Origin of the sequence: Bacillus sp. 165 (assembly GCF_017742235.1) — a bacterium.
Classification (GTDB): domain Bacteria; phylum Bacillota; class Bacilli; order Bacillales; family Bacillaceae_G; genus JAGHKQ01.
On sequence record NZ_JAGHKQ010000008.1, the window covers coordinates 1 to 24,152 of the forward strand.

A 24,152-nucleotide genomic window follows, 5' to 3' on the forward strand; every position below is an offset into this window, starting at 1 on the left:
TACAGGCAGGTTACCCACGTGTTACTCACCCGTCCGCCGCTAACTTCCGAAGAAGTTCGCTCGACTTGCATGTATTAGGCACGCCGCCAGCGTTCGTCCTGAGCCAGGATCAAACTCTCCATAAAAGTGTTTGACTTGCTCATTTAAAACTTGACGTTTGTTTCTTGTTTTGTTCAGTTTTCAAAGAACCACTGTGCCGCTCAAAGCGACTTTTTTAATATATCATTTCATCAATCCGATGTCAACTACTGTTTTCATCTCTTTTTTTCGTTGCTGTCGAACCGACGAACATTAATATACCATGTACTTTTTTAAAACACAACCCTATTTTCAAAAAAAATTATATTTCAATATATTTTCAAAAACACCATCGTCCATAGCTCCTAATAAGAGAATTAATCCCCTTGTGTATTCTAACTCATTCACCGTTCACTCCTTCTCCCTGCCTTTCTTGCTCTAAAGCCCAAAAGCTTTCATAAATCTAATAAAAATAACCTGTACCTTGATTTCACTTTCTAATACTATCTCCTCCTCTGACCCATATATTTAGTAACAACACCTTTTGGCACATTGATAAAGGAGAGATTAGTTATGGATTATACAGACATATTAATAAAACTCGGTCTTTCTGCTGTACTCGGATTGGTTATCGGACTAGAAAGGGAATTAAGAAGAAAACCTCTTGGACTAAAAACCTGCTTGGTTATTTCTATCATCAGTTGTCTTCTTACGATTGTTTCTATTGAATCTGCCTATATGGTTCCTGATGATGCTAAAATCCGTACAGATCCTATGCGTCTGACCGCTCAAATTATAAGCGGTATTGGCTTTTTAGGAGGCGGAGTTATTCTGCGAAGGGGAAACGACAGCATTGCAGGATTGACAACAGCCGCTATGATTTGGGGGGCATCTGGTATAGGTATAGCAGTAGGAGCAAATTTTTATGCTGAAGCGATAGCAGGTATGGTTTTTTTAATAGTTAGCGTGGAGCTTATCCCGTTAATTCTAGGAGTAATCGGACCAAAATCTCTTCAGCAGCGTGATATAGGATTAAAGCTTATCATAAATGATATGGAAAACATCCCTAAAGTGATTGAAGAAATCAAAAGCATGGATATCCGCCTCAAAAATATGAAGATTAAAACACTAGAAAGCGGCGAGCATTTTGTCCAAGCAAAGCTTTCTGTTAACCAAAAGCTTCACACAACAGACATTTATTATGCTATCCATAAAATCACCAATGTTAAAGGTACAGAGGTAGAAAGTTTATAATTTTCCTTTTCTCCTGTGTTTTAGATGATGAATATGGACAAAATAAGAGGTAGTCAACAGCTAGCAGGAGGAAAAGCCTTTGAACTCTAACCCGACATTCACTGAGGTATTTCGCAGTTCTATTCTGCTTCGCATTATTCTTATAATGGGAAGTGTTGTCACTCTCTGCGGAATCATCATGCATTATATGGAACCTAAAGTGTTTCCTACTTTTTTTGATGGAATTTGGTGGGCCATCGTTACAATTTTTACTATTGGCTATGGAGATTACGTCCCCCTTAGCTTCGGCGGAAAAATATTTGCTATCATTATGATTTTAGCAGGCACAGGTCTAGGCTCCTATTATATGATTTCTTTCGCTACACAATTAGTTAATCAGCAATACTCTAAGATAAAAGGAGAAAAAGCCTTTTCGTTTACAGACCATATTATTATTGTCGGTTGGAACGAGCGCACAAGAAATATCGTTCTTCAAATGCAGCACTTAAATTCTGCTCATAAACTGATTTTAGTAGATGAGACACTCCCAAATGTTCCAAGAGCATTTGCATACTTGCCTTTTATTAAAGGTTCTCCTCATCAAGATGCAACCTTTGAAAAAGCAAATATTGCTCATGCAAGCACAATTTTAATTACCGCTGATCAAGAAAAAAATGAAAGTACCGCCGATACACACTCGATTTTAACAATATTAACAGCAAAAGGAATCAATCCAAATCTATATTGTATTGTAGAAATGACCACTTCGGAGCAAGTAGAAAATGCAAAACGGGCAGGAGCAGATGAGATTGTGCAAACTAATCAAATAACAGGTCATATATTAACAACATCATTGTTATTCCCCACAATATCGACCACCTTTTTAGAGATTTATAATCAATTGAGTACAACAAAAATACAGCTCGTAGATGTTTCTGATAGCATGGATGGGAGGCTATTCCGAGATTGTAGTCAGCAGTTGCTTGAGCAACATATGATTGTTATTGGAGTTAAAAAAAATGGACAAAATTTAATTAATCCTCCTCATCCATTTACTGTGTCAAGCACGGACAAGTTTATCGTTCTTAAGGGGTAAGAAGTGTTTCCTCAAGTTCTCGAACCAACGCTCGCCCGATATCCACATATTTTTGTGCAACTTTAGCATCTGGGTTTTTCGGTTCAGAAAATTGATCAAGAGAAGTAAGCCCTGCCGCTAAGGTATTCACATTATCATCAAGATTGTCTTGATATTCGTGAGATAAGACATACGGTGTACCGATTTTCACAACTGTCCCTTTAGAGTCTAGTTGTCCATCTACCGCTTCAAACGGGACACGTAAAAACTGGTATCCATTTTCTGTATCAATTTGATAATCCAGCATTCCCTTATCGTAATCCCAGTTGCCGCCGATCACATATCCAAGTGGCTTTAACAACTGCTCCAATTTATAAAGTTGAAATACTTCTCCTTCAATTTTTGATTTAATTGGTATCATTTTGTTCCTTCCTTTCTGCTTGAGAGCTACTATGCTGTAGCTTTCCCTACTATAGATATTTTTAGCAAACAAAAAGACTTCGGCAGAAACCGAAGTCTTTTTGCGCTTATTTTAAGCGCTCTTCTAATTGTGCTTTCAATTCTTCAAAACCTGGCTTGCCCAAAAGAGCAAACATGTTCTTTTTATATGCTTCCACGCCTGGTTGATCGAATGGATTCACGCCAAGCAAGTAGCCGCTCATCGCACAAGCTTTTTCAAAGAAATATACAAGATAACCAAATGTATATTCGTTTAGCTCTGGAATGTTCACAATCAAGTTAGGCACTCCGCCATCAGTATGAGCTAATAATGTACCCTCAAATGCTTTTTTATTTACGAAATCTACAGTTCTCCCTGCTAAATAATTCAGTCCGTCTAAATCTGTAGCCTCCGCTTGGATTTCCAGTTCATGACGAGGTTTTTCTAAATTCAAAACCGTCTCAAATAAGTCGCGGCGGCCTTCCTGTACGTATTGTCCTAATGAATGCAAATCCGTAGAGAAGTTTGCCGAAGAAGGGTAAATACCTTTTTGATCCTTCCCTTCACTTTCACCGAACAATTGCTTCCACCATTCTGCAAAATATTGTAATGCCGGCTCATAGTTCACCAACATTTCAATTGTTTTCCCTTTATTATATAGGGCGTTGCGAACCGCTGCATATTGATAGGCAGGATTCTCTTCTAACTCTGACTTTCCAAAATCTTCATATGCTTTTTGAGCACCCTTCATCATGTCTTCAATGCTCAGACCGCTTACCGCAATTGGAAGCAAACCCACTGCTGTTAATACGGAAAAACGTCCGCCAACATCGTCAGGAATGACAAATGTTTCGTATCCTTCTTCATCAGCAAATGTTTTCAATGCTCCGCGCGCTTTATCTGTTGTTGCATAAATACGCTGTTTCGCTTCTTCTTTTCCATATTTCTCTTCTAATACTTTACGGAAAATACGGAACGCGAGCGCCGGCTCCGTTGTTGTGCCAGATTTGGAAATAACATTGATGGAGAAATCTTTACCTTCTAACACATCCAATAAGTCTTTCATGTATGTAGAGCTAATATTTTGTCCGACAAAAATAACTTGCGGCGTATTCCGCTGTTCTTTCGTCAGCACATTGTAAAAGGAATGATTTAACATTTCGATAGCAGCACGTGCTCCTAAATAAGAGCCACCAATTCCGATTACTAGCAAAATGTCAGAATCATTTTTAATCTTTTCTGCACACTTCTGAATACGTGCAAATTCTTCTTTGTCGTAGTCATTCGGCAGTTCAACCCATCCTAAAAAGTCGCTGCCTGCTCCTGTTTGTTCATGAATCACGTGATGGCACAGCTTCACAGCATCACGCAGGTATGTAAGCTCATGCTCGCCAATAAATGATAATGCTTTGGAATAATCAAACTTTACATGTGTACTCATCTTTTTCCCTCCATTTAGGCCATTTAGGTCAAAAATCCTTATTCTGTATACACTTTAACGAAACACAGCACGTAAATCAAGAAGGCGGCTACTTGAAAGCGTCATCAAAATAAATAATTCTATAAACGGTCATAAAACGACAAAAAGAGTCAATGCAGCAGCATTGACCCTTTCTTTTTTATAACGACGCCTCATAAATCGCAAGCACATCTTCTTTATCAAGTTTTTTGAAGTTACCAAATGGGCCGTATACTACCGCTTTGTCAGCCATCACTTCCAACTTATCTCTGCCGATATCGTAGTCAGCTAGACGGGACGGTGCTCCAATAGAGTTCCAGAAATTACGAAGTGCCTCAATTCCTTCCATCGCAATCTCATGGTCTGTCTTGCCTTCTGTTTCAACTTCAAAGACACGAACAGCAAATTGCTTAAAGCGGGCCACATTTTCATCTAACACATGCTTCATCCAATTTGGGAACAAAATGGCCAAACCGCCCCCATGAGGAATATCGTATACAGCAGACACCGCATGCTCAATATTATGAGTTGCCCAATCACCGCGTACTCCCATTCCTAAAATACCGTTTAGTGCCATGGTACCGCAATATAGAATTGTTTCGCGATACTCATAGTTCTCTAAATCATTTACCAGCTTTGGTGCGGTTTCGATTACTGTTTTTAATAAAGATTCACAGTAACGATCCTGCAGCTGCGTATTTGTACCTTGATGAAAATACGATTCTAATACATGAGACATGACATCAACTATACCATAAATTGTTTGGTTTAACGGAACCGTAAACGTATGTACAGGGTCCAAAATAGAAAATTTCGGGAACACCGCAGGGCTGCCCCATCCATACTTTTCTTTTGTTTCCCAGTTTGTAATTACAGAGCCTGCGTTCATTTCAGATCCTGTCGCTGCTAATGTCAACACTGTTCCAAAGGGAAGCGCCTCTTGAGCGACTGCTTTTCGCGTCATAAAATCCCATACATCCCCGTCATACTTAGCTCCAGCTGCGATAGCTTTGGTACAGTCGATTACACTGCCGCCTCCAACTGCCAATAAGAACTCTATTCCATTTTCTTTACAGATAGAAACCCCTTCTTTAACAGTTGACAGACGCGGATTCGGTTCCACTCCGCTCAATTCCCAAACTTCGGCACTTTGCTCTTGTAAAATAGACATTACATTATTATAAATACCATTTTTCTTAATACTGCCGCCTCCATATACAAGCAGCACCTTTGTTCCATACTTGACGATCTCCGTTTTTAGTTCTGTTAATTGACCTTTTCCAAAAATCAATTTTGTAGGGTTATAAAACGAGAAATTTTGCAATCTGTTCACTCCTTTTTGAGATTTATATCCTTACCATATCAAAAAACTTCTGTTTTCCAAAAAAATTTGCATAATAACTTTACATTCCATGCATTCTATAAATGAAGCATTCATTGCAAGGAGGATATTCTATATGAGCACTTTACAACGTATTGCATTAGTGTTTACTATAATTGGCGCATTAAACTGGGGACTTATCGGTTTTTTTCAATTTGACTTAGTAGCTGCTATCTTCGGTGGACAAGATGCAGCCTTATCAAGAATTGTATACGGCATTGTAGGACTTTCTGCTCTCATTAATCTCGGGTTATTATTCAAGCCTTCAGAAGAGCTTGGCACTCATCCAGAAACAAGAGATGTACACTAAGCATCCATAAATATTGTTAACACGCGGCTTTGATTTGAAATTTGGGACAACAGTTAAAATGACGTGCAAATCGGCACGTCATTTTTGTTGATATCACAACAGCTTTGAGACTTTGATGGAAGTAAACAACAATCGCTGTGTAATGTATTACTTTGACGAACGGTTGTGCCGACAACTCGATAGTTACTCGATTTAAATAGTACAACTAAATAAACTTGTATGGTGATAAAGATGAAATGATTATACGGTCGAAAACAGCAGTCAGGCACAACAAAGGCCCATACAGCAATCTCGTATGACTTGCAGACAAACTTACAGCATGTGAAGGAGGATCTTCAATACTGTTCAGACTTGATTATCCGAGATGTAATATTGGGACAAACCAAGCAAAGAAAAGCTGCATTAATCCATATACAAGGCATTTCTGGCAATGAATCCATTAGTTTTAATGTTATGAATCCATTATTACAAAAATGGAAACTTCAAAATATGGATGAGGTAGAAGAATCATTTCTATGGGATGAACTAAAGATGAATACTTTTCGTGTATCTCACGTACAAGCAGAAACCGAATGGAACGCAATGATGCTAGCAATCCTCAATGGGGACACTGCTATTTTTGTGGACCATATTTCTAAGGTTCTTCTCCTTGATACAAAAGGTGGACAATTCCGCTCTGTTTCTGAGTCAACCGCACAAACAATTATTGGAGGACCGAAAGACAGCTTTACTGAATCTATCGCAACTAATATGTCTTTACTGCGCAACCGTATCCGAAATTCGCATTTGAAAATGGAAATGCAAAAGGCAGGAGATATCTCCCACACTAACATAGTTATTACCTATGTTGATAACAAGGTGAATCGCGAGATATTGGATAATGTTAAACAAAAAATTCAAAATATAAATGGAATCTATCTATATCGAATCTCTCATTGAAACAAATATCTATAGTCCTTTCCCTACAGTTTTAGATACAGAGCGTCCTGATCTAGTAGCTGCCAATATGCTTGAAGGACGTATAGGGGTTCTCATTGATGGTACACCTGTTGCGCTGGTGCTCCCAACTACATTGCCAATGTTTTTTCAATCACTAGATGATTATTACCAACGGTATCTTGTAGGGGCATTTTTACGCTTATTACGCTTTTTATCTTTTTTTATGACATTACTCGTCCCTGCACTTTTTCTTGCCTTAATCACACATCATCAAGCGATGATACCGACTCGATTATTAATGAGCTTAGCCGTACAGCGAGAAAGTGTTCTCTTTCCCGCTATTATTGAACTAATGAGGAGGAAGGCTTTTAAACAAAAAAGAGAAGGTTTGTCCCTTCTCTTTACTTCGCTGCATTTCCCCTATGTTGGGATTGCGCAATCCATTCTTCAAGTTTGTTTTGCAAGGTGTTAAACCCGTCAGAAGCAGGTTTTGGCACTCTCATAGTAGCTTGCTTTTTTTCGAATCTGCTTAGGGGTTCATTCTTAGTCGCTTTTAATGATAAGCTGATTTTGCCTGACTGCTCATCCACTGTCAGCACCTTAACTTCAATTTCTTCTCCAATCTTTAAAAAATCATGAATATCTTTTACATATCCGTTCGTAATTTCTGAAATATGCACTAGCCCTTGTGTAGATTCATCTAACGCAACAAAAGCTCCATATCCTTGAATACCCGTCACTTTTCCTTTCACAATCGTTCCTCTATGATATTTATCAGACATACAAACACTCCCATATGTTTACCTTTTTCTAATATTAGTAAATTATACCACGACTTGAATTCCGATTCAAAAAGACATTTTGTGTCTAACTGTGGATACAAAGAGAAAAGTATTCTAGCTTTTATGTATATTATTTGCAACAAAAGGATAAAATACTAACACATGGCTTTCTAGTATTCCCCCCCTTTTTGGACAAAGTGTTTATCCACTTTGTCCTTTTTTATTTACACAACTTGAGATAATGCAATGATTTATTGCACCACTTCTCTTGGTTTGTGCCCAACACGAAATCTATGTATACCGTACAAGAACGCCGTATGCTTAACATCCTGCATACGGCGTTCTCTTTAGACTATTTGTGGACTTCCGCTGCCGGTCAACATCTCTGTTAATTCAGCTAGCCTTGTGACATCCAACGTTTCAGCAGGCGTCCCTTTTTCCATTTCTGCACGCATCTGTTTCACCAACTGCGACCATTCTAGTACATACTTTTTTCTTTTTTCAGGCTCTATTAAATCCCCCATCTGTCTTGCCATCTCTGCCAATTGCCCAGGAGAAAAATAGCCGTCTATCTTCATGTTCATCACCTCTATAACATTAATAAATTGCTCCGGTGTTACCTGCTGCTCACAATTAAGCAGTTCATATATTTTCTCTAATCGATCATATAGCTGCTCTTGCACTCGAATACGTTCTTTTACACTCTCTAACTGTACTTTAACGACTTCAAGCGGATTGAAATTTGACTTATTTATGATTTTTTTAATCTCTTCCAAACCGAAGCCGAGCTGCTTCAGTGATACAATTTGCTGAAGCCTGGCAATATCTGCTTCTGTATAAAGCCTATGCCCCGTATCTGTATACTGTGAAGGGCAAAACAATCCAATCTTATCGTAGTGATGGAGCATCCGCACAGTAAGTCCTGTTTGTTTAGGTAGCTCTCCTACCTTCCAATTTCTTTGACTCACAATCAACCCTTCATTTCGTACGAATGATATTTGCCGGCACCTTCACTATACACCCTGACACAGCGTAAGGTTCAAGTCTCTTTTTCATTTTTCTTGAATTAATTTTTAATAAAAAATACCCCGCGCATGAAATTCTGCATGGGGTAGATCTCATTTCACATTAGATACAACTCGGTCAATGCGCTTGATTGCTTCCATCAAACTTCTTCTTTAGCAAAGGAAACACATTATCATTTGAACCGCTTCTTTTGTTGTGGGAAAATATAACCGTCAGAAGATTATTCAGTGATGGTTATTTTTCAAACATGTGGAGTAATACGAGGAGGAGATAGAATGAAACCAAAAGTATATATTGCAGAACGGATACCAAAACATGTCGAAGCTTACATAGGGGAGCATGCTGAGTATGAAAAATGGGATGAGCAAGGAAAAATTCCTCGTGATGTATTATTAGAGAAAGTAAAAAATAAGCAAGGGCTACTCAATTTCGGAGCACAAATCGACGAAGAATTATTGACCCATGCACCGCATCTAAAAGTAGTCAGTAATATCTCAGTCGGATACGATAATTTTGATGTACAAGCTATGAAGGCGCATAATGTAATCGGCACAAACACCCCGTATGTATTGGACGACACAGTAGCAGATTTAATTTTCGGATTAATGCTAGCAGTGTCGCGCCGTATCTGTGAACTGGATACGTACGTAAAAGCAGGGCGCTGGGAAAAAGAGATGGGACGGGCACACTTCGGATTGGATGTTCATCATGCGACGGTTGGGATTATCGGGATGGGCCGGATTGGAGAAGCTGTAGCGAAACGGGCGAAATTTGGCTTTGATATGAATGTATTATACTGTAATCGAAACCGGAAGAAAGAAGCCGAACAGACTTTTGGAGCTGTGTATTGTTCTTTGGACGAGTTGCTGCAAGCATCGGATTTTATTGTGCTGATGACACCCCTTACACCAGAAACCTATCATCTTATCGGACCACACGAATTTTCCTTAATGAAAAACACAGCCATCTTCATTAATGCATCTCGTGGACAAACAGTAGATGAACAAGCACTCATTCAAGCACTGCGGCAAGGAAAGATTTTTGGTGCAGGTATCGATACATTTACACAAGAGCCTATCGAAAAAGATAATCAACTGCTAGCATTACCAAACGTTGTCACTCTTCCCCATATTGGCTCAGCCACATTAAAAACACGCGTGAACATGGCCATGACTGCCGCACAAAATCTTGTAAAAGGGCTGCACGGTGAAACTCCTCCTAATATTGTAGAAGAACTTAAATAGCTGCTGACAAATATCAGCAGCCTTTTTGCTGTTTGTTGATTCCCTCATCCTGTTGTAAAACGGTAACTTATTCCTGCAGGCATATTCACAATGCGAATGGACAACATATGAAAAAACCTCATGGAGTGATGATTATGACTGTAAAAACTAACCCTTCTCACTTCACATTTACCACTCATGGTATTACAGTTCATTATGAATTGTACAATTATGAAATGAATAAGAAAAAGCCGGTCTTCGTATTGATTCATGGATTTTTATCTTCCACATTCAGCTTCCGGCATTTAATCCCGCTGCTTTCCAAGCATTATACGGTAGTAGCCTTAGATTTGCCTCCCTTTGGAAAAAGCGAGAAAACGACTCGCTTCATTCACTCATACCGAAATATGGCCACTATCGTTATAGAATTGATTGAGTATCTGAAGCTTTCTAATGTCGTGCTTATCGGCCATTCAATGGGCGGCCAAATTTCGCTGTATGTAAATAAATTACGCCAAGACTTGATTGAGAAAACCGTGTTGCTTTGCAGCTCCGGCTATCTATCGAAAGCTAACTTTCCTCTTATTTATTCATCATACTTACCCTTCTTCCATCTTTATGTGAAGAACTGGATTACGAGAAAAGGCATACGGCACAATCTTTTAAATGTAGTATACGATCACTCGTTAATTGATGATGAAATGATGGAGGGCTATGCAAAACCATTTTATGATGAACGTATTTTTCAATCCCTGACGCGCATGATACGAGATCGGGAAGGAGATCTTCCTACTTCTGATCTGCAGCAAATTCAAACACCCTCTCTTCTTATTTGGGGAGAAGAAGACCGTGTCGTACCGATTAACGTCGGCAAACGACTTCATCGGGATTTGCCAAACTCGACCTTCATATCCTATAAAAACACAGGACATTTGCTGCCAGAAGAAAAGCCACAGCATATTTTTGAAAATATTATGGAATTTGCAAAAGCATAAAAGGAGAGCGGTAGAATACCGTCTCTCCTTTTATGCTACAAATCTAACTAGGGATTGATTAGCCCCTCCTGCTGAGGATAGCTATTAGTTACAGCTCACAACTTCCTCCTTCTTTCAAAACTAAAAGCTCACAAGCGAGGGCCTTACATTTTTCAATGGCAATTCGCTCTTCGAAGGATACTAAATAAATGTTTTGAATTTTTTTAGCAATATAATCTGCGTCATCAAACGCACTAGCAACACTCACTACATCACATGCCTCTGTTTCATAAAAATCGATACCGAACCCAAGAGGATCCCACTCTTTAACTCGATTAATCATCTTCACGTACGCACTGTCCATAAAATATCTCCTTATTTTTAAAGTTTGTTATTATCTTACCACATAACCTAAGACAACCATGAGATTGAATCATAAGAAACAAAATGAAAAATTCCAATAATAAGATTTTTTGTTCATATATGTAACGCATGGATAAAATCATATCTTTAGTTCTTTTGACATGTGAGCTATATTAAAAGAGAACGACTATCAAGGGGGAGAAAAAGTGAGCAGATTTAATACAGTCATTAATCGCCACGGAAGCAATTCAGTAAAATGGGATACTCATAACGATCAGGACATGCTTCCACTTTGGATTGCCGATATGGATTTTCAGGCACCAGAGGAAATTAAACAAGTGCTTCAAGATAGACTTAATCATAATGTATACGGATACACATACAGTACCGACTCTACGTTAGACGCTATCCGCTATTGGATGGGGCATCAGCATCAATGGAGCATTGAAAACGAATGGATACTCTTCAGTGCTGGCATCGTCCCGGCTTTAAGCACTGCTATCCAAGCTTTTACAAATGAAGGAGATAAAGTACTTGTACAAACTCCAGTGTACACACCGTTTTTCGAGATGATTACTTCCAACAAGCGAACAGTAGTCAACAACCCTCTCTTGCTGCGAGACGGAACATACCACATGGATTTTGACCAGCTTGAGCAACAATTTCAGCAAGGGGTAAAGCTTTTGGTTTTATGCAGCCCTCACAATCCAATCGCACGAGTATGGAGCAAAGAGGAATTAACACTACTCGGACAGCTTTGTGAAGCATATGACGTTTTAATCGTTTCTGATGAAATTCATAGTGACATTATTTTTTCTGGACATACCCATTTTCCGATAGCATCCCTTTCAGACGAGCTTTCAAATCGTACTATTACTTTCATCGCACCTAGTAAAACCTTTGGTCTCGCGGGACTACAGGCATCGGCAGTCATTATAAAAAACGAAACCCTTCGTCAGCAGTTCACTGCCGTACAGCACCGTCAAGGATTTCGTTCACTCAATATATTTGCAGCACTCGCTATCGAAACAGCGTATACAAAATGCGAAGAGTGGCTGCATGAACTGCTTGGCTATCTAGAGGAAAATGCAAAATACGCATACGAATATATTAACAATAAAATCCCTGAGCTTACTGCCCATAACCCAGACGGAACCTTCTTATTATGGGTAGATTGTTCCAAGCTTAACCTATCATCAGAGGAACGTCTTCAGCTCCTTCGTGAAAAAGGAAAAATTATTGTTGAACCGGGTGAAAAATTTGGGCAGGGAGGCGAAGGCTTTATTCGTATTAATATCGGCTGCCCTCGACAAACACTAGAGCTTGCTCTTGAAAGATTACAATATGCAGTTGAATGTTTAACAACAAATAAAGCGTGAGGGTGTCCTCACGCTTTATTTTGTTTTATTTTTGGTAGATTTGTCGACAATTACACCACAGGCGATTCTCTTACCTGATTCGCCAGAAGGCTGAGACATGCCATCATCTAGATTTTCTGTAATAATCAGAGAAGCTCCATCTTTACGCCATAAGGATGTTTTGCCTTCCTTAAGAGATACACTCGGAGCAGCAATTTCTGCATCCACTTTACCTTGGTCGTCGGCAATGAGGTTAGGTAAATCCCCATTCTCCGCTCCCTTTGGATTCAAGAGGCCATGTTCTTTATTATCAGGGTTGAAATGGTTGCCTGACGAAATAAAATCAGGTCCCTTACACACTCCGATTTCATGAATGTGACAGCCGTGCACTCCGGGCTCGAGTCCTTCTGCCTTTACTTTTATCTTCAGCCCTTGCGGAGCTTGTGCTATATCTGCCGTTCCAATTTCATCTCCATCTGCATTGCGTATTTTAACCTCCATTTTTTTGGGGTGTCCTTGGTCACATCCGCCTATCATAAGACAGAGGAACATTACACCTGCCAGCTGCTTTCTCATGAACTGAACCTCCAACACTAAAGTCAACTATTAGGTTGTCCTGTTTTTTCCAGACTAAACATATTGTATTTCAGAGTTGCAGGATTCATGAAGCTGCTTCCTCCATATTTTCTTACTATAAAAATAAAAAACTTGCCCGTAAGCAAGCTCTACTTCAACAGATTTGAATTACTTTCTGCTGTTCCATTGATTTGATCAATACGCTGTTCCATTTCCTGAAATTGTTTCAGCTCCCGTTTGGACGCTCTCATAAATGCACGCCACGTTAAAAACGCGCCGATAATAAATAGTAAGCATGTAATACCGGCTGGAATATACTCCAATTTATTTTCAGGAAAATATAAAAATGGCATCATTGCACTTCACACCCTTTCTTTCGGTCGAACAAGTTATCCCATTCTCATTATAGAGAATGTACCAAACAATTGCTAATAAAAACGGAACTAGGCTTCATGGAAGATTTGGGAAAGGTTCCATTTTGACTTTTCCGCTTATATTTGCTTACCATGGAGAAAAAGGAGGAAATTACATGCCAGATTTGAAAATAGGAACCATTGTCACAGGGATATATAAAACAGGAAAATATATTGGTGAAATCACTAATATTCGCCCGCAGCACTATTTAGTAAAGGTACTTGCGGTTTTAAAGCATCCGACACAAGGCGATTTACATAACCCAAAAGAAACAGATGTCCCTCTGTTTCATGAGCGCCGCGCTCTTGCATTTCGTGAACAAACCAATATTCCTGCACAGATGGTCAAACCATTTGAAGGGGAAATCCCGGAATATATGTATTCTTTACAAGTTGCACTCGAAAAACAAATAGAGGAACTGCATGCAGACGGTTCTCCTTGGGCAAAAAAGTGCATACAAAACCTAGAAGGCCTAAAGCAAGACTATAGGCTGTAAAAACAAAGACCAAATTACTTGTATTCAAGTAATTTGGTCTTTTAATTCGTACTTACTTTTTTCATCAGCTTCGAAAAATCTACCAAATCTCCAATTTTCGCCGGTGCAGGCTTCACTAAATATTGTTTATCCTTTTCTACCAATTTAAAAATATTGTATGTCGTCAATGCATCGTCCAATGCTCGATGGTGCTTTCCTGTTCCCGCCTTTCCATAGGCTTCAATTGCTTTCCATAAACCGGTCTGATTGCGATCACCGAAAAAACGCTTATATTCAAGCGACAAATCACGATGCTTTCCTTTAAACGGATAAGGTATCTTTGCTTTTTCACAATTGTGCCGTAATACTTTCGTGTCCATATTCCCCCACGTCACAACAGTGCTAGGACACGCTTCATCATACTTCGCCAAATGCGCTGTCAGCTCTTTGAACGAAATGCCCATATCAATTTCCTCTTGTGGAATGTGCAAGAAGTTTTTACATCTTTCCGTCAACTTCGGAAACTTCTCCGGCATTACGTACGCAGAAAATGTATCACAAATCTTATCGGCAATAACAGACACAATGCCGACCTCAATAATTTCTTGGTAAAATCCCGCTGGCTTATGCTTATTCTCCGGCATCGTAAACTCAAAATCTAGAAATAAAAATTGATGTTCATGCATGCAATCCCGTCCCTTATGATTTTTCGTTCCGTCTTTTGCATTATTATAACATGAGAATCCTGTATGAATGACCTTAAATTCCCAAAATATCAGGCAAGACGAACCTTCCCCACAAGCAAATCCCTTTAGGTTATATACTATGTATCTTATGTATATGTGATATCTAGACAAATATTTGCATAAAACAAGAATGACAAGGACAGAAATAAAAAATATTTCTAAATTTATGTCTATTGCATAATGAGGAGGCCTTTACCGGGCTGCCCCAAGCCTTTTCTCTCTTTTCCTCTGCACGCACACTTCAGAAGTTTTATTCGTATGTGTTTCCATTTACATACCCTATCATCTCTTTTATAATGAATTAGTATGTGCGTTTGTCGAATCCTCTGTCTCATCATATAATTGAAACCGCAATCAATTCCTCTGGTTGTATTTTCAGATACAAGTGCACACTACAAATATGGAAGGAGATGAACACTTTGCACGAAGCTACTCATGAAGTTTCTAACTTACAATACTATGGAGCCATAGCTGTCTTCTTAATCACCTATGCCTTCATCATTTCAGAAAAAATAAACCGTGCTGTAATTGCTCTTCTCGGCGCTTCCTTAATGGTTATCATTGGCGTTGTTGATTTACATAATGCCTTTACCCATCATATTGAATGGGGTACTATTACTCTCCTAATTGGTATGATGATTTTAGTGAACATCACGAGTAAATCTGGTGTATTTCAATACGTAGCCATTAAGTCTGCAAAAATGGCAAAGGGAAATCCTATTAACATTTTAATCATTTTATCCCTTTTGACTGCAGTCGGATCCGCTTTCTTGGATAATGTTACAACCGTTTTGCTCGTTGTTCCGGTCACCTTATCCATCACACGAATCCTAAATGTCAATCCTGTGCCGTATTTAATGTCAGAAATCATTTTTTCTAACATCGGGGGTACAGCAACCCTTATCGGAGACCCACCAAATATTATGATTGGATCTGCCAATAAACATTTGGACTTTAATGCGTTCTTATTAAACCTTGCACCGGTTGTAGTAATCATTATTGCAGTAACAGCAGTGATGATTTACTTATTTTATCGCAAACAGCTGAAAACGGATGCGATTCAAATTCAAAAGCTAATGGGATTAGATGAAAAACAATATATTAAAGACCATGTGCTAATGAAAAAATCACTTGCTGTATTAGGGGCTACCATTCTTGGATTTGTGCTCCACTCCGTTTTTCATTTGGATGCAGCATTGGTTGCTATTACAGGAGCAACCGTATTGATGCTGATTGCTGTGAAGGAACATGACATTGAGGAAGTATTCGCTCACGTAGAATGGGTAACTATTTTCTTCTTTGCAGGTTTGTTCACACTAGTTGGAGGCTTAATAGATATCGGCTTAATTAAAACGTTGGCTCAAAAGGTATTGGATATTACTGGCGGAGATATTAAATTCGCATCAGTTCTGATTCTTTGGGTGTCCGGAATCGCTTCTGCTACTATCGATAACATACCGTTTGTCGCTACAATGATTCCATTAATTAACGATATGGCAGTGGGACTTGGCTTAACACCTTCTTCAGCTGAGATAGATGTACTATGGTGGTCATTGGCTCTCGGTGCTTGTCTTGGCGGAAACGGCACTCTTATCGGAGCCTCCGCAAACGTAATTGTGGCAGGCATTGCAAGTCGTGAAGGCCATGGCTTCAGCTATATGAAATTCTTAAAGCTTGGCGCGCCTATTACGATTGTCTCGTTGATTATCGCCCATGTGTACATTTACTTACGCTATTTAATGTAAAAAATTATATACTTCACGCCCATGCTCCTATATCAGCATGGGCGTTTGTTATCCTGCTCTTATACAGGTCATCCTAAAAAAGGAATTTTGATTCTCTCCTCGGGACACCAATTCTCTTATTCTAGTAGACGAAAGCGAATAACTGCTTGATGCCCTCTATGTACTCCGTCAAACGCACCAATAGTGATAACTGAACCCGTCAAAGCTGGAGGTTGTGCTATATGTACTTGCATCATTTGATCCCCATTCTATGAGTACCACTTTTTCAGATTTTCTCTTCTGCTTTTGTTACACCTGCTGTAGCCCAATTTTCCTTCGGAATTTCAATTAATAGTACTTTTATAGTACTTGGATCTGCACCAAGACTGCGGCTGATTGCATCCGTTACTTCCGCTATAAGATGACGTTTCTGCTCTACGTTTCTTCCTTCTAGAATGTGAATATTTGCAATAGGCATATCCGTCACCCGACTTGCAGACTTAACGAGCCGATATGATCATACTGAACCTCGATATGATCACCTCTATAAACATTGATAGCTTCTGTAATCCCCCCAGCCAGCACTACCATCCCTGGCTGAATGGAAAGTCCGCTTCTGCTTAACATTTTAACGAGCTCTACAATAGATCGTACAGGATGATCTAACACAGCGGCCCCTACTCCCGATTGCACTTTTTCGCCATTACGGTACATAGCCACTCCTACTTTATCCCAAGAGACGGAATATGGTGAGAATGCCTGGTTACCGAGCAAAAACTTGGAGGAAGAAGCATTGTCAGCGACAACATCAACCAAGGTAAAGGAAAAGTTTTTATAGCGGCTATCAATCACTTCCAGAGCTGGAAAAATACATTCCGTAGCTAACCAAACATCACGAGGTGTCACCTGTTCGCCTTTCAATTCTTTATTGATAACAAAAGCAAATTCCGGCTCTACACGAGGATGAATCAATCCTTCGAGATTCAATACAGGCTCTGTTAATTCCATCGACGCTGTAAGCCTTCCGTAGATTGCTTCTTCTACCCCTACAGATTGCTGCTTTGCCTTGCTTGTTAATCCCATTTTCCAGCCAATCAGACGATCTCCATTAGCTATAGCTTGCTCCATACACAATCTTTGAATTTCATAAGCATCCTGTACATTCAATGTTGGATGTGCAAGCGTAACCTTCCCCATTTCCTGACCTGTTTGCTGATGAACAAAAACTTGATTTGCAATTTGCTGTAAAGTCACTATATATTCTCCTCTCTAAACTGTTGCTGCTTGTTTTTTTGCAATTTCACTTGCTACGTCTATAATCATATCTTCCTGCCCGCCGACTACTTTACGCTTTCCAAGCTCTACTAAAATATCGCGAGGATCTAAACCAAAGTGCTTAGCGGCCCGATTAGCGTGCAATAAAAAGCTGGAATACACACCTGCGTACCCTAATACAAGACTTCCTTTCGTAATTTCCTGGGGCTTTGGCAAAATAGGAGCGACCAATTCCTCTGCAACATCCATCATTTTGTATACATCAATACCGGTTTCAATACCTAAACGATCCAGAACAGCAGCTAACACCTCCGTTTGTGTGTTACCCGCTCCCGCTCCTAAGCATCGTACGCTCCCATCAATCCGGGTAGCTCCTTCTTCAATGGCTGCAAGTGTGTTCGCCATTGCCAATGAAAGATTATTATGTGCATGGAAGCCAATTGGAATATTCAAGCTGCTCCGCAAAGCTCGTATACGCTCTTTTACCTGATGCGGCAATAATGCGCCGGCTGAATCTACAACATAAACGCTATCAGCACCATAACTTTCCATTAAGACAGCTTGCTCCACTAATGTTTCCACCGGAGCCATATGGGCCATCATTAAAAATCCGACTGTCTCCATTCCTAATTCTTTTGCTACGGAAAGATGCTGCCTTGAAACGTCAGCTTCTGTAATATGGGTCGCAATACGCGCCATTTTTGCACCACGTTTTGCAGCCTCTTTCAAATGTTCTACAGTCCCTATCCCCGGCAGAAGCAATACTGCAATTTTTGCGTGATTACATGCGGATACAGCCGCACTAATCAATTCCATTTCATCTGTTCGAGATAACCCATATTGTAAAGAAGATCCGCCTAATCCATCTCCGTGAGACACTTCAATATATGGAATATTCGCTTCGTCCAACCCTTTTGCTATGCTCACCACTTGATCGATAGTGTAGCTGTGAGCGAGGGCATGACTTCCGTCTCTCAGCGCGACTTCAGTAATAAGTACATCACGTTTTGTCATGATTATTCTCCTTTCTGTTTGTATTACACCATTTTTACAGACTGAGTCTTTTGAGCTAGCTTGCGCTTTGCCATTTCTTCCACAACCTTAACAGCAGATGCTGTCATAATATCTAAGTTTCCAGAATAGCTAGGCAGATAGTCTCCCGCTCCTTCTACTTCAAGAAAAATTGTTATTTTATTACCTTCAAAAAGCGGCTCAGTACGTAAACGATAACCAGGAACGTATTCTTGTACTGCTTTGACCATGCTATGAATGGAATCCGTAATCTCTTTTTGCTTTAATGCACCTTCTTCCACAAGACAATACACTGTATCCCTCATGATAATTGGCGGCTCTGCAGGATTCAGAATAATGATGGCTTTCCCCTTCTTCGCACCACCGATTTCTTCAATCGCTCGAGCTGTTGTAACTGTAAATTCATCAATATTAGCACGTGTTCCAGGACCTGCACTTTTACTCGCAATAGTTGCGACAATCTCCGCATATTCTACTGGACTTACTTGATTGACCGCATGAACAATTGGAATCGTTGCTTGTCCTCCGCACGTAATCATATTGACAACAGGCTCGTCGATATGAGCCCCTAAATTAACCGGCGGTACAACAAATGGGCCTATTGCAGCCGGCGTTAAATCCACCAATTGTTTTCCGGTACCTTTCAATAATTCAGCATGACGTTGATGCGTTTTCGCTGACGTAGCATCAAACAGAATATCTGCTAACTCCGGGCGTTCCAAAAACCCCTCAATGCCGTTCACAATTACATTATGACCGTATGCCTTTGCACGTCTTAATCCATCTGATTGAGGATCAATCCCAATCATTGTCGTCATTTCTAAGAGGTTAGAACGGTGCAGCTTCAGCATTAAATCCGTTCCTATATTTCCTGAGCCAATAATACCGACCTTCACTTTTTCCATATCTTATCACTTCCTTATTTATTATGGCAGGAACCGTACACTCACTTCTCCTAATACATCTATTTTTGTACGAAACACATCACCAGGCTCTGCATTCACCGCAGCTGATAATGCACCTGATAAAATCACTTCTCCAGCTCTTAAAGTGACACCGAATTCTGTAAGCTTATTCGCAAGCCAGGCTACACAAGAGGCAGGATGACCTAGTGCCGCTGAGCCCCTACCCGTGTTCATGAGCTCACCATTTTTATAAAGCTCCATCCCGATTTCAGCAAGGTTCACCTCTTCTGCTCGTACAGGAGTAGTTCCTAGAACATAAAGGCCGGAAGAAGCATTATCCGCAACTGTATCAGATAAAGTAATGTTCCAATCTTCGATTCTGCTGTCGACAATTTCAAGTGCCGGCAGCACATAATCAGTTGCCTCTAGTACATCCTCAATCGTTATATTGGGTCCTTGTAAATCCTTTTTTAAAACAAATGCGACTTCAGCCTCCACTTTCGGCTGCAGCACACGATCAAAGGAAATACTTCCTCCATTCTCAACAATCATCCCATCCAGCAAATGCCCGTAATCCGGCTCGTTTACCCCAAGCAACTCTTGCATTGCTAAAGAGGTAAGGCCGATTTTTTTTCCGACAATACACTGTCCGGCTGCTACTTTCTTTTGAATAGTGGTCAATTGCACTTGATATGCATCTTCAATCCCAAAAGCAGGGTCCAGCTTCGTCAACGGCTGAACTCCTTGACGTTTCTCTTGTGCACTCTCAAGATAATCTGAAAACTCCTTCACTCGTATATTCAAAAATGAACGCCTCCGTATTCTTTACAATTTAATGGTTACATTTGATAACTCACTGTAAAATTCAAAGCTGTGCATGCCGCCTTCTCGTCCAAGTCCACTTTGCTTCATCCCACCAAACGGCGTCCGTAAATCACGTAAATACCACGTATTGACCCAAATGATTCCTGCCTCAATTTGATGAGCAACGCGATGCGCTCTTCGCAAATCATTCGTCCAAATAGATGTGCCTAATCCATAATGAGTATCATTAGCCTGCTCAATTACTTCCTCTTCTGTCTCAAACGGAATAACAGTCACAACCGGCCCAAAAATTTCTTCTCGCACACAACGTGAGTTTTTATCCAATCCTGTTATAATAGTCGGCTCGATGAAGAAGCCTTTTTCCATTTCCTTCGGACGTCCCCCGCCCGTTAAAATGTTCCCGCCTTCTTCAATAGCCACTTGAATATATCCATTTACCTTCTCGTAGTGCTCTTTACTAATGACGGCGCCTACTGTAGTGTTTGCATCAAATGGGTCTCCTGTTTGCAGCTCCTTTGTCTTTGCCACAAATTTTTCTAAAAATGCTTCATATGCAGAGCTCTCTACATAAATGCGAGAACCGCACAGACAGACTTCTCCTTGGTTCATAAAACTCGATTTTAACGTTGTTTCCACTACCTCATCCAAATCTGAATCTGCAAATATAATATTTGGATTTTTACCGCCCAGTTCATAGGAAAGCTTCTTTAACGTTGGCGCAGCAGCTTTCATAATGGCTGTACCTGTTTTCGTCTCTCCTGTAAAGGTGATAGCATCTACATCAGGGTGTTCTGTTAAAGCAGCACCTGCTGAATTTGCACCAAAGCCATGAACAAGATTAACCACACCATCCGGTACTCCAGCCTCTTTACAAATCTCAGCTAATACTGTCGCTGTCATAGGAGTCCACTCTGCAGGCTTCATGACCGCTGTGTTACCCGCTGCAAGACAAGGTGCCAACTTCCAAGTCAATAAAAGCAACGGCAAATTCCAAGGATTAATCATGCCGACTACCCCTACAGGACGTCGAATACCATAGTGGATGGCTTTGTCATCTTGCTGATATGCTTCCGTTCCCATGGATGTAAGAAAATCAGCGAAAAAATGAAAATTATAAGCAGAGCGAGTGATATCAACTTCCAACGCCAGCTCATACGGCTTACCTGTATCTAGTGCTTCTAGTACTGCTAGCTCCTCTTTTCTCTCCAAAATAAGATCACCAATCCGTCTCAAAACATTAGAGCGCTCTTTAGTGGTGAAGGTTTTCCACGGTCCCTTTAAAGCTCGTTTCGCCGCCGCTACTGCTAAATCTACGTCTTCCTTTCCTCCTTCAGCAACTGTCCCTAATACTTCTTCTGTTGCTGGATTTATATTTTCAAAGGTTTTGAAATGAATAGAATCTACATATTGTCCGTCAATAAAATGCCGGCAATTAATCGGCTGAATCTTTTTTACTACTTTTTCTTTTAGCTGCATGAACAAATCTCCCTTTCTTATATTAAAATCCGTATCATGAAAGAACATATGGTGACATAAGTGTCACCATATGTTTACCTGCTGCAACGGCAGGATCAATTATTCTCAATTTCCACAACCATCTCAATCTCAATCGCTGTATTATTCGGCAACTGTGCCATCCCTACAGCTGATCTCGCATGCCTTCCTTTATCGCCAAATATCTCTACTAAAAGATCAGATGCCCCGTTCATCACTTTAGGCTGGTCCGTAAAATCTTCTGTACAATTTACAAACCCAAGCAGCTTCACAATTCGTTTCACTCGGCTCAATTCTCCTAGCTCCTGCTTCAATACACTTAATAGATTCAGCATCGATTGCTGTGCCGCTTTATAACCTGTCTCCAAATCCAAATCACGTCCAAGCTTACCGTGATATTCATCTACTCCTTGACCGGATGTAAAGATTAAATTTCCAACTCGGACATGACTAACATAATGTCCAGCCGCCGGACGTACCGAAGATAAACTAATTCCCAATCTTTGCAATCTCTCCTCTGGAGTTAACAACATCTTTTCCATAGTCTGTCCGCTCCTTTCTATTTAAGAATTGTAATGCATTGTCTCCGAGCAATGCCTTTCTTTGCTGCTCTGTCAATCCAGCTGTATCATCAATTACTTTGCCCGGTGGAATTTCTCTTAGCAAGAACGGATAATCGGAGCCCATGATGACCTTTTCATATCCAAAACGATCGATTAAATATTTAATATTAAGAGAGTCATAGTTGAGAGAATCAAAATAAAAGTTTTTAGCATAATAACTCGGCGGGTGAGTTGTTAATCTAAGATGAGGCCATACATTCCAGCCTTGATCAAGGCGCGGTAGAAGGAATGGGAATGAACCTCCTCCATGTGCAAAGCACACTTTCAGATTCGGAAACTTTTCCATTACGCCGCTCCATACAAGACTTGCCGCAGCCAAGGCTGTTTCACTTGGCATTCCGATGGTATACATGAAGTTATGTCTAGGGGTACGATCTTTCGCCATTGTTTCCCACGGATGAATAAATAAAGGAACATTCCAATACTCAGCCATTTTAAAAAACTCTGTTAATTCAGGGGAATCCAAATTATTTCCATTTACATTTGTTCCAATTTCTATACCAGCCAAATTCAGTTCATGCATACAGCGATCCATCTCTTTGATAGCGGCTGCGGTGTCTTGCAAAGGAACTGTTCCAAGTCCGATAAAGCGGCGAGGATTTTCTTTGACTGTCTCTGCTATAAAATCATTTTGAATGCGGGACATAATCAGAGCTTCTTCAATCGGAGCCCAATAAGAAAACGTGACAGGAATAGGAGATAATACTTGGATGTCGACGCCTTCACGATCCATGTCTTGAATTCTTTTCTGCGGACACCATACTTGGTCAGTTACTTCCCGAAATACCTTTCCACCAACCATGATATTCGCTCCACATGTACATGTTTGCTGTAAAATCGGCCAGTGTTCCTGTCCATATTTTTCTACGAAATTAGGGAGATCGTGCGGGATAATATGTGTATGAAAGTCTATTCGCATGTCCACTCAGCTACTTCCTCAGACATGATATGTCCGCAATATTGGCACGTTCTAAGCTCCCTGCTTCCATTAAACTGTTCAATTGCTTCCTTCACCTGTGTTTCGATATTTGTTAATTGTAATGTTGTACGGTGCATTTCATGGTTGCATTGATCACAGAACCAAACAAAATCTTCAAGTTCGCCTTCTGCCCGTTTCCGCTCGATAACAATTCCGTAAGTATCAGCAACACGGTGAGGAGAATGCGGAACATTCGCCGGCAGCATGAACATTTCACCTTCACGAACCGTTACAATTTCACGATCTCCATTTTCATTAATACATTCCACATAACAGTCCCCTTTTACTTGGTAGAAAAATTCATCAGAAGGGTCTACATGGAAATCTCTTCGACGATTTGGACCACCGATAAGCATTGCAATAAATTCTGAATCCTCCCATAATACCTTATTGTTCACAGGTGGTTTTAAAAATTCTTTATTGTTCTCGATAATTTGCATGATATTAAATGAGCGGGTTTGTAAAGTCATTTTCCATCCTCCTCTTTTCTTTTAAATAAATGTA

At 40.1% G+C, this 24,152-nt stretch carries 29 protein-coding genes and 1 rRNA gene; 10 read left to right on the forward strand and 20 right to left on the reverse strand.

Annotated elements, in window-relative coordinates; translation table 11 throughout:
* Positions 1–125: ribosomal RNA gene (locus J7Q84_RS13060) — 16S ribosomal RNA — on the reverse strand; the annotation flags it as partial.
* Between the two features lie 466 nt (positions 126–591).
* Here J7Q84_RS13060 and J7Q84_RS13065 point away from each other — a divergent pair.
* Both J7Q84_RS13065 and J7Q84_RS13070 read left to right on the forward strand, forming a co-directional pair.
* Positions 592–1,272 (forward strand): MgtC/SapB family protein, encoded by a 681-nt coding sequence (locus tag J7Q84_RS13065; protein ID WP_209095016.1) that lies wholly within the window; start codon positions 592–594, stop codon positions 1,270–1,272.
* 79 nt (positions 1,273–1,351) lie between these two features.
* On the forward strand, positions 1,352–2,347 hold the full coding sequence (locus J7Q84_RS13070) for a potassium channel family protein (RefSeq protein WP_247739256.1): 996 nt from the start codon (positions 1,352–1,354) through the stop codon (positions 2,345–2,347).
* Here J7Q84_RS13070 and J7Q84_RS13075 read toward each other — a convergent pair.
* The 3 genes from J7Q84_RS13075 to J7Q84_RS13085 form a co-directional block, all read right to left on the reverse strand.
* Positions 2,337–2,747, reverse strand: a complete 411-nt coding sequence (locus tag J7Q84_RS13075) for a YugN-like family protein (protein ID WP_209095017.1) — start codon at positions 2,745–2,747, stop codon at positions 2,337–2,339. The two genes, J7Q84_RS13070 and J7Q84_RS13075, sit on opposite strands and share 11 nt — an antisense overlap.
* Positions 2,748–2,853: 106 nt before the next feature.
* The gene (locus tag J7Q84_RS13080) at positions 2,854–4,206 is read right to left on the reverse strand and encodes a glucose-6-phosphate isomerase (RefSeq protein ID WP_209095018.1); all 1,353 of its coding nucleotides are present in this window, start codon (positions 4,204–4,206) and stop codon (positions 2,854–2,856) included.
* Positions 4,207–4,384: 178 nt separating this feature from the next.
* Positions 4,385–5,548, reverse strand: coding sequence for an iron-containing alcohol dehydrogenase (locus J7Q84_RS13085; protein ID WP_209095019.1), 1,164 nt, complete (start codon positions 5,546–5,548; stop codon positions 4,385–4,387).
* Between the two features lie 133 nt (positions 5,549–5,681).
* Here J7Q84_RS13085 and J7Q84_RS13090 point away from each other — a divergent pair, with 133 nt between their 5' ends.
* The 3 genes from J7Q84_RS13090 (at position 5,682) to J7Q84_RS18610 (ending at position 7,326) form a co-directional block, all read left to right on the forward strand.
* Positions 5,682–5,915: a DUF378 domain-containing protein gene (locus J7Q84_RS13090; RefSeq protein WP_209095020.1), complete on the forward strand. Its 234-nt coding sequence runs from the start codon at positions 5,682–5,684 to the stop codon at positions 5,913–5,915.
* 321 nt (positions 5,916–6,236) lie between these two features.
* Positions 6,237–6,854 carry a spore germination protein gene (locus J7Q84_RS18605; protein ID WP_348519857.1) on the forward strand — a complete coding sequence of 206 codons (618 nt, stop codon included), beginning with the start codon at positions 6,237–6,239 and terminating at the stop codon, positions 6,852–6,854.
* Positions 6,823–7,326, forward strand: a complete 504-nt coding sequence (locus tag J7Q84_RS18610; protein ID WP_209095022.1) for a spore germination protein — start codon at positions 6,823–6,825, stop codon at positions 7,324–7,326. The genes J7Q84_RS18605 and J7Q84_RS18610 overlap by 32 nt, the downstream gene beginning before the upstream one ends.
* On the opposite strand, the gene yugI is transcribed toward J7Q84_RS18610, so the two are convergent.
* Both yugI and J7Q84_RS13110 read right to left on the reverse strand, forming a co-directional pair.
* The gene (gene yugI, locus J7Q84_RS13105) at positions 7,256–7,636 is read right to left on the reverse strand and encodes a S1 domain-containing post-transcriptional regulator GSP13 (protein ID WP_209095023.1); all 381 of its coding nucleotides are present in this window, start codon (positions 7,634–7,636) and stop codon (positions 7,256–7,258) included. The genes J7Q84_RS18610 and yugI overlap by 71 nt on opposite strands.
* 347 nt (positions 7,637–7,983) lie before the next feature.
* Complete coding sequence (locus tag J7Q84_RS13110) at positions 7,984–8,604, reverse strand: MerR family transcriptional regulator (protein WP_348519854.1); 621 nt, start codon at positions 8,602–8,604, stop codon at positions 7,984–7,986.
* Between the two features lie 288 nt (positions 8,605–8,892).
* Here J7Q84_RS13110 and J7Q84_RS13115 point away from each other — a divergent pair, with 288 nt between their 5' ends.
* Both J7Q84_RS13115 and J7Q84_RS13120 read left to right on the forward strand, forming a co-directional pair.
* On the forward strand, positions 8,893–9,906 hold the full coding sequence (locus J7Q84_RS13115) for a 2-hydroxyacid dehydrogenase (protein WP_481747553.1): 1,014 nt from the start codon (positions 8,893–8,895) through the stop codon (positions 9,904–9,906).
* A gap of 134 nt (positions 9,907–10,040) precedes the next feature.
* Positions 10,041–10,880: an alpha/beta fold hydrolase gene (locus J7Q84_RS13120; protein ID WP_209095026.1), complete on the forward strand. Its 840-nt coding sequence runs from the start codon at positions 10,041–10,043 to the stop codon at positions 10,878–10,880.
* 88 nt (positions 10,881–10,968) lie between these two features.
* Here the strand turns inward: J7Q84_RS13120 and J7Q84_RS13125 are convergent, their stop codons facing one another.
* Positions 10,969–11,223, reverse strand: coding sequence for a DUF1871 family protein (locus J7Q84_RS13125; protein ID WP_247739257.1), 255 nt, complete (start codon positions 11,221–11,223; stop codon positions 10,969–10,971).
* Positions 11,224–11,428: 205 nt separating this feature from the next.
* Here J7Q84_RS13125 and J7Q84_RS13130 point away from each other — a divergent pair, with 205 nt between their 5' ends.
* Positions 11,429–12,601: a MalY/PatB family protein gene (locus tag J7Q84_RS13130; RefSeq protein ID WP_209095027.1), complete on the forward strand. Its 1,173-nt coding sequence runs from the start codon at positions 11,429–11,431 to the stop codon at positions 12,599–12,601.
* Between the two features lie 15 nt (positions 12,602–12,616).
* On the opposite strand, the gene J7Q84_RS13135 is transcribed toward J7Q84_RS13130, so the two are convergent.
* Together J7Q84_RS13135 and J7Q84_RS13140 are read right to left on the reverse strand one after the other, a co-directional pair.
* A complete protein-coding gene (locus J7Q84_RS13135; protein ID WP_209095028.1) occupies positions 12,617–13,156 on the reverse strand; it encodes a superoxide dismutase family protein in 540 nt (179 codons plus the stop codon).
* 149 nt (positions 13,157–13,305) lie between these two features.
* Entirely contained in the window at positions 13,306–13,512 is a 207-nt protein-coding gene (locus tag J7Q84_RS13140; protein ID WP_209095029.1) for a hypothetical protein, read from the reverse strand.
* Between the two features lie 173 nt (positions 13,513–13,685).
* Between J7Q84_RS13140 and kapB the strand changes: the two genes are divergently transcribed.
* Entirely contained in the window at positions 13,686–14,066 is a 381-nt protein-coding gene (kapB, locus tag J7Q84_RS13145) for a kinase-associated lipoprotein KapB (RefSeq protein WP_209095030.1), read from the forward strand.
* A 41-nt stretch (positions 14,067–14,107) separates the two neighbouring features.
* On the opposite strand, the gene kapD is transcribed toward kapB, so the two are convergent.
* On the reverse strand, positions 14,108–14,731 hold the full coding sequence (kapD, locus tag J7Q84_RS13150) for a 3'-5' exonuclease KapD (protein WP_209095031.1): 624 nt from the start codon (positions 14,729–14,731) through the stop codon (positions 14,108–14,110).
* A 479-nt stretch (positions 14,732–15,210) separates the two neighbouring features.
* Here kapD and J7Q84_RS13155 point away from each other — a divergent pair, with 479 nt between their 5' ends.
* Positions 15,211–16,536 carry an ArsB/NhaD family transporter gene (locus J7Q84_RS13155; RefSeq protein WP_209095032.1) on the forward strand — a complete coding sequence of 442 codons (1,326 nt, stop codon included), beginning with the start codon at positions 15,211–15,213 and terminating at the stop codon, positions 16,534–16,536.
* A gap of 116 nt (positions 16,537–16,652) precedes the next feature.
* On the opposite strand, the gene J7Q84_RS13160 is transcribed toward J7Q84_RS13155, so the two are convergent.
* The 10 genes from J7Q84_RS13160 to J7Q84_RS13205 form a co-directional block, all read right to left on the reverse strand.
* Positions 16,653–16,772, reverse strand: a complete 120-nt coding sequence (locus J7Q84_RS13160) for a hypothetical protein (protein WP_247739258.1) — start codon at positions 16,770–16,772, stop codon at positions 16,653–16,655.
* Positions 16,773–16,801: 29 nt separating this feature from the next.
* Positions 16,802–16,993 carry a 2-hydroxymuconate tautomerase gene (locus J7Q84_RS13165; protein WP_209095033.1) on the reverse strand — a complete coding sequence of 64 codons (192 nt, stop codon included), beginning with the start codon at positions 16,991–16,993 and terminating at the stop codon, positions 16,802–16,804.
* 5 nt (positions 16,994–16,998) lie between these two features.
* Positions 16,999–17,769, reverse strand: coding sequence for a 2-keto-4-pentenoate hydratase (locus J7Q84_RS13170; RefSeq protein WP_348519855.1), 771 nt, complete (start codon positions 17,767–17,769; stop codon positions 16,999–17,001).
* Between the two features lie 15 nt (positions 17,770–17,784).
* A complete protein-coding gene (gene dmpG, locus J7Q84_RS13175; RefSeq protein ID WP_209095034.1) occupies positions 17,785–18,804 on the reverse strand; it encodes a 4-hydroxy-2-oxovalerate aldolase in 1,020 nt (339 codons plus the stop codon).
* A gap of 23 nt (positions 18,805–18,827) precedes the next feature.
* Positions 18,828–19,727 carry an acetaldehyde dehydrogenase (acetylating) gene (locus J7Q84_RS13180; protein WP_209095035.1) on the reverse strand — a complete coding sequence of 300 codons (900 nt, stop codon included), beginning with the start codon at positions 19,725–19,727 and terminating at the stop codon, positions 18,828–18,830.
* 21 nt (positions 19,728–19,748) lie between these two features.
* Positions 19,749–20,525, reverse strand: coding sequence for a 2-keto-4-pentenoate hydratase (locus tag J7Q84_RS13185; RefSeq protein WP_481747554.1), 777 nt, complete (start codon positions 20,523–20,525; stop codon positions 19,749–19,751).
* A gap of 27 nt (positions 20,526–20,552) precedes the next feature.
* Positions 20,553–22,028 carry an aldehyde dehydrogenase gene (locus J7Q84_RS13190; protein WP_209095036.1) on the reverse strand — a complete coding sequence of 492 codons (1,476 nt, stop codon included), beginning with the start codon at positions 22,026–22,028 and terminating at the stop codon, positions 20,553–20,555.
* Positions 22,029–22,123: 95 nt separating this feature from the next.
* Positions 22,124–22,588, reverse strand: a complete 465-nt coding sequence (locus tag J7Q84_RS13195; protein WP_209095037.1) for a RidA family protein — start codon at positions 22,586–22,588, stop codon at positions 22,124–22,126.
* A complete protein-coding gene (locus J7Q84_RS13200; protein WP_209095072.1) occupies positions 22,536–23,588 on the reverse strand; it encodes an amidohydrolase family protein in 1,053 nt (350 codons plus the stop codon). The genes J7Q84_RS13195 and J7Q84_RS13200 overlap by 53 nt, the downstream gene beginning before the upstream one ends.
* Entirely contained in the window at positions 23,579–24,118 is a 540-nt protein-coding gene (locus J7Q84_RS13205) for a 3-hydroxyanthranilate 3,4-dioxygenase (RefSeq protein WP_209095038.1), read from the reverse strand. The genes J7Q84_RS13200 and J7Q84_RS13205 overlap by 10 nt, the downstream gene beginning before the upstream one ends.
* Positions 24,119–24,152: the final 34 nt, after the last annotated feature.

Bases quoted from the DNA above. Each gene is read 5' to 3' on its own strand.
- J7Q84_RS13065 (WP_209095016.1), top strand. From the start codon at position 592: ATGGATTATACAGACATATTAATAAAACTCGGTCTTTCTGCTGTACTC.
- J7Q84_RS13075 (WP_209095017.1), bottom strand. From the start codon at position 2,747: ATGATACCAATTAAATCAAAAATTGAAGGAGAAGTATTTCAACTTTAT.
- J7Q84_RS13080 (WP_209095018.1), bottom strand. From the start codon at position 4,206: ATGAGTACACATGTAAAGTTTGATTATTCCAAAGCATTATCATTTATT.
- J7Q84_RS13090 (WP_209095020.1), top strand. From the start codon at position 5,682: ATGAGCACTTTACAACGTATTGCATTAGTGTTTACTATAATTGGCGCA.
- J7Q84_RS18610 (WP_209095022.1), top strand. From the start codon at position 6,823: ATGGAATCTATCTATATCGAATCTCTCATTGAAACAAATATCTATAGT.
- yugI (WP_209095023.1), bottom strand. From the start codon at position 7,636: ATGTCTGATAAATATCATAGAGGAACGATTGTGAAAGGAAAAGTGACG.
- J7Q84_RS13115 (WP_481747553.1), top strand. From the start codon at position 8,893: ATGGTTATTTTTCAAACATGTGGAGTAATACGAGGAGGAGATAGAATG.
- J7Q84_RS13120 (WP_209095026.1), top strand. From the start codon at position 10,041: ATGACTGTAAAAACTAACCCTTCTCACTTCACATTTACCACTCATGGT.
- J7Q84_RS13125 (WP_247739257.1), bottom strand. From the start codon at position 11,223: ATGGACAGTGCGTACGTGAAGATGATTAATCGAGTTAAAGAGTGGGAT.
- J7Q84_RS13135 (WP_209095028.1), bottom strand. From the start codon at position 13,156: ATGAGAAAGCAGCTGGCAGGTGTAATGTTCCTCTGTCTTATGATAGGC.
- J7Q84_RS13140 (WP_209095029.1), bottom strand. From the start codon at position 13,512: ATGATGCCATTTTTATATTTTCCTGAAAATAAATTGGAGTATATTCCA.
- kapB (WP_209095030.1), top strand. From the start codon at position 13,686: ATGCCAGATTTGAAAATAGGAACCATTGTCACAGGGATATATAAAACA.
- kapD (WP_209095031.1), bottom strand. From the start codon at position 14,731: ATGCATGAACATCAATTTTTATTTCTAGATTTTGAGTTTACGATGCCG.
- J7Q84_RS13160 (WP_247739258.1), bottom strand. From the start codon at position 16,772: ATGATGCAAGTACATATAGCACAACCTCCAGCTTTGACGGGTTCAGTT.
- J7Q84_RS13165 (WP_209095033.1), bottom strand. From the start codon at position 16,993: ATGCCTATTGCAAATATTCACATTCTAGAAGGAAGAAACGTAGAGCAG.
- dmpG (WP_209095034.1), bottom strand. From the start codon at position 18,804: ATGACAAAACGTGATGTACTTATTACTGAAGTCGCGCTGAGAGACGGA.
- J7Q84_RS13180 (WP_209095035.1), bottom strand. From the start codon at position 19,727: ATGGAAAAAGTGAAGGTCGGTATTATTGGCTCAGGAAATATAGGAACG.
- J7Q84_RS13190 (WP_209095036.1), bottom strand. From the start codon at position 22,028: ATGCAGCTAAAAGAAAAAGTAGTAAAAAAGATTCAGCCGATTAATTGC.
- J7Q84_RS13195 (WP_209095037.1), bottom strand. From the start codon at position 22,588: ATGGAAAAGATGTTGTTAACTCCAGAGGAGAGATTGCAAAGATTGGGA.
- J7Q84_RS13200 (WP_209095072.1), bottom strand. From the start codon at position 23,588: ATGCGAATAGACTTTCATACACATATTATCCCGCACGATCTCCCTAAT.
- J7Q84_RS13205 (WP_209095038.1), bottom strand. From the start codon at position 24,118: ATGACTTTACAAACCCGCTCATTTAATATCATGCAAATTATCGAGAAC.